The sequence below is a fragment of the Dyella sp. 01N36 genome (assembly GCF_056399745.1).
Genome location: NZ_JBFTRY010000287.1, coordinates 1 through 3333, shown reverse-complemented (window position 1 = coordinate 3333; position 3333 = coordinate 1). Strand labels below are relative to the sequence as shown.

Below are 3333 nucleotides of genomic sequence, written 5' to 3'. Positions count from 1 at the left end.
ACCCGGATTTGACCATGCCGCCAAGGCGGAAGGTTTTGTAGCTGGTGGCTTGTCCGGTCTGCACCTGGCTGGGCGTGAACAGGTAGTTCATGTTCTGCTGCAGGGCGAACACGATCAGCGCCACCGCCACCACGGCGGCGGCTATCACGAGTAGAACAATGGTAAGCCTGCGCTTGCGTGTGGGGTTCATGCTCATTCGCGTAGGTGCGTCTTAGGGCGCTGAAGGGTTGCGTTGCTGACGGGCCGCCTGACGCGCCATGCGGCCGCGCAGCTCGCGCAGGTTGCGGCGGCGGCGCAGCCACGGATTGATGTAGTCGGCGATCAGCACGATGAAGAACACCGCGTAGGCAGGCCACACATACATGGCGTAGCCGCCCATGGCGAAGAACGCGCTCATGCCTGTCCCTCGCGCTGTGCGATCTGCTTCACCCAGTCCTTGCCGCTCTCCATCGACAGCAGGTCGGTACGCACGCGACCGAACAGGCTGGCGACGTAATAGAACTTGGTGGCGGCCATCATGGTGAGCAGYGGCCACAGCATGGCGGTGCTGATCTTGGACGGACCGAGAATGCGAATCGTGGAACCCTGGTGCAGCGTGTTCCACCAGTTCACCGAGAAATGCACGATCGGCACATTGATGATGCCGATGATGGCGAGGAAAGCGGCGGCACGCGCACCCTGGCGACGATCTTCGAAGGAGTGATACAGGCCGATCACACCCAGATAAAGGAACAGCAGCACCAACTCGGAGGTGAGGCGTGCATCCCAGGTCCACCAGGTGCCCCACATCGGCTTGCCCCAAAGCGAACCGGTCACCAGCGTGACAAAGGTGAAGGCCGCGCCGATCGGCGCCGATTCCATCGCCACCACTTCGGCCAGCTTGATGCGCCATACCAGCGAAATAAACGAGGCCACCGCCATCAGTCCATAGATGAACAGGCTCATCCACGCGCAGGGCACATGGATGAAGATGATGCGGTAGGCGTCACCTTGCTGATAGTCGGCGGGCGCGAGCACCAGGCCGCCGTATAGCGCAACTGCACCCGTCAACAGGGCGAGGCCCAGGGCCCAGGGTCGCAGCGTGCCGGCAAACCGATAGAAGTTCGGTGGCGAGCTGAGCTTGTGTACCCACAAGGGTATCCAGTTGGCCATTGTCTTAAGCGTCCAGAGCTATGCGGAGGGCGGTGGCGCACGCCAGGGGGGCAAGCACCAGGGCCATGACCAGCGCGGCGCCCAGCCAGGCGATGGGCGCGAGCCACGGCAGCCCTTGTTGAGCCGCGGCGACAGCGCCGGCGGCAAAGATCACCACGGGTACGCACAGCGGCAGCAGCATCAGCGCCAGCAGCATACCAGAGCGCCTGCTGCCGGCCGTGAGCGCCACCAGCACGGCGCCGAGCAGGCTCAGCAGTGGTGTGGAGAGCAGCAGCGCATAGACCAGTACCGGCATTACCGCGGTCGGCAGATGCAGCATGCCCGCCAGTAAAGGCGCGATGACGATGAGCGGCAAAGCCGTAGTGATCCAGTGCGCAAGAATTTTCATGCCAAGCATGAGTGCCAGCGGCTGGGGTGAAAGGATGAGTTGTTCGAGCGATCCGTCTTCGATATCGCTGCGGAACATGGCATCGAGCGCCAGCAGCATGGCCAGCAGCATGGTCACCAGCACGGCGCCGCTGGCAATACGCTGCAGCAGCGCCTCCTCCGGTCCCAGCGCAAACGGAAACAGTGTGATGACGATCAGCGCATAAAGCACCGGCATGACGATGTCGCCACGACGACGCCAGGCCAGGGTGAGATCGCGGCGCAGGACGGCGACGCAGGCGGGACCGAGCGGCGCGTGATTCATGCGTGCATGCGCACCCGTTTCGGCTCGCCGTTGAGAAAGCTCACCGCACCATGGCTGGTGACCAGCGCGGCGCCGCCAGCGGCAGCGTGTTGGGTAAGCAGGCGATTGACCAGCTCAATGCCGGTGCGATCGAGGTTGGCGTACGGTTCGTCCAGCAGCCACAGCGTAGCCGGCAGCAACAGCAGGCGCGCAAGCGCCGCGCGTTTCTTCTGGCCGGCGGAAAGCCGGCGCACGGGTTCGTCTTCGTAACCGGCGAGGCCGATGTCGGCCAGTACGTCATCGACGCTGCGTCCATCGCGTGCGCCGTAAAGGCCGGCTGCAACGGCGAGGTTCTCCCGCGCGCTGAGATCGGACTTCAGCCCCAGGTGATGACCCAGGAACTGCGTGTCTCCCAGATGCTCGTCGCGCCGCCACGCCTGGCCGCGCCATTCCAGCGAACCTTCGTCGATATGCAGCAATCCGGCGAKGATGCGCAGCAAGGTGGTCTTGCCGCTGCCGTTGTCGCCCTCCACCAAGGCCACTTCACCCTCGTGCAGGCAGAAGTCCAGCGGGCCGAACACGGGTTCGTCCTGGCGGTAAAACGAGAGCGCCCTGGCCTCGAGCAGAGGCGGGGCGACGGCGGTGGAAGCGGTCATCCCTCGATTGTCCGCAATGCCCGGCAGGCTTGTCCATGCGGCGGGGTGACGCCAGCCAAATCAGCGATATCAGGGTGCATTTCTGGCGTGGCGGGCATGGCTCAGGCCGGCGGTGTGAGACGGAGCTGAGCCAGCGTCGCGCCTCCGCCGTGGACGTAGCCCATTTGTCCAAATCGCCGGGCCAGCGTGTCGAGTGCCGGGACATCCGGTCCGACCACCCAGAGGCTGGCCTCCTTCCACCGACCATCGGGGCTCGCGCCCGTTCCGGCGCGAATGACCACGGTTTCGGGCAGCGCGCGCAACTCGAACAGCAGGGCGCGCTGCGCGATCCGGTTGTCCGGGCGAGGCACCCGCTTGGAAAATGGATGCCATGCCGTGATGAAACCCCATGGCAAGTTCCGCGCGAGATCGCGCAGTTCCGCTGGCAAAGGTTGATCGATATGGATGGTCACCCAGCCGCCACGTGCCAGGCGCACCCGGTAATCGGTGGCCCGGTACGCGGCAAGCAGTGCCTCATCCATGCCGCAGATCGGGCAGGGCGGGAAGCGTGGCGCGCAGGGCGGCGACGGCGGCGTTCAGATCGACCGATGCCGCATCGGCCGAGCCACGCAGCAACTGGTCCAGCAGCACGTCCTGCGCGCGACCGCGCTCATAGGCATATGAGTACGGCAGATGGGTGAAGGTGACCATGCGATAGCGCGCCATGAAGTGTTCCGGCGCACGCTCGGCCAGCAGGGCGCCCAGCGCGCGCTTGGCGAGGTAGTGCGGATCGGCCACCGAGTCGCGCATTTCCACGTAGTTTTCCAGCGCCATCGCCGCGATGGCGTCGCTGTTTGGCTGGCGGATGCGCTGGAA

The 3333-nt window shown here is 65.0% G+C and carries 5 protein-coding genes and 2 pseudogenes; all 7 read right to left on the bottom strand.

What is annotated here, in order from left to right:
- Positions 1 to 190: pseudogene (locus AC1DMG_RS21095) on the bottom strand (cytochrome c maturation protein CcmE); the annotation flags it as partial.
- A gap of 21 nt (positions 191 to 211) precedes the next feature.
- A complete protein-coding gene (ccmD, locus tag AC1DMG_RS21090) occupies positions 212 to 397 on the bottom strand; it encodes a heme exporter protein CcmD (protein WP_441604008.1) in 186 nt (61 codons plus the stop codon).
- Positions 394 to 1152 (bottom strand): heme ABC transporter permease, encoded by a 759-nt coding sequence (locus tag AC1DMG_RS21085; protein ID WP_477178224.1) that lies wholly within the window; start codon positions 1150 to 1152, stop codon positions 394 to 396. The genes ccmD and AC1DMG_RS21085 overlap by 4 nt, the downstream gene beginning before the upstream one ends.
- Positions 1153 to 1156: 4 nt before the next feature.
- Entirely contained in the window at positions 1157 to 1843 is a 687-nt protein-coding gene (gene ccmB, locus AC1DMG_RS21080) for a heme exporter protein CcmB (protein WP_477176021.1), read from the bottom strand.
- Positions 1840 to 2478 (bottom strand): cytochrome c biogenesis heme-transporting ATPase CcmA, encoded by a 639-nt coding sequence (gene ccmA / locus AC1DMG_RS21075; protein ID WP_477181047.1) that lies wholly within the window; start codon positions 2476 to 2478, stop codon positions 1840 to 1842. The genes ccmB and ccmA overlap by 4 nt, the downstream gene beginning before the upstream one ends.
- Before the next feature lie 101 nt (positions 2479 to 2579).
- Complete coding sequence (locus AC1DMG_RS21070; protein WP_477176019.1) at positions 2580 to 2999, bottom strand: DUF3293 domain-containing protein; 420 nt, start codon at positions 2997 to 2999, stop codon at positions 2580 to 2582.
- Positions 2992 to 3333 (bottom strand): annotated as a pseudogene (locus tag AC1DMG_RS21065) (FAD-dependent monooxygenase); the annotation flags it as partial. The pseudogene AC1DMG_RS21065 and the gene AC1DMG_RS21070, both read right to left, overlap by 8 nt.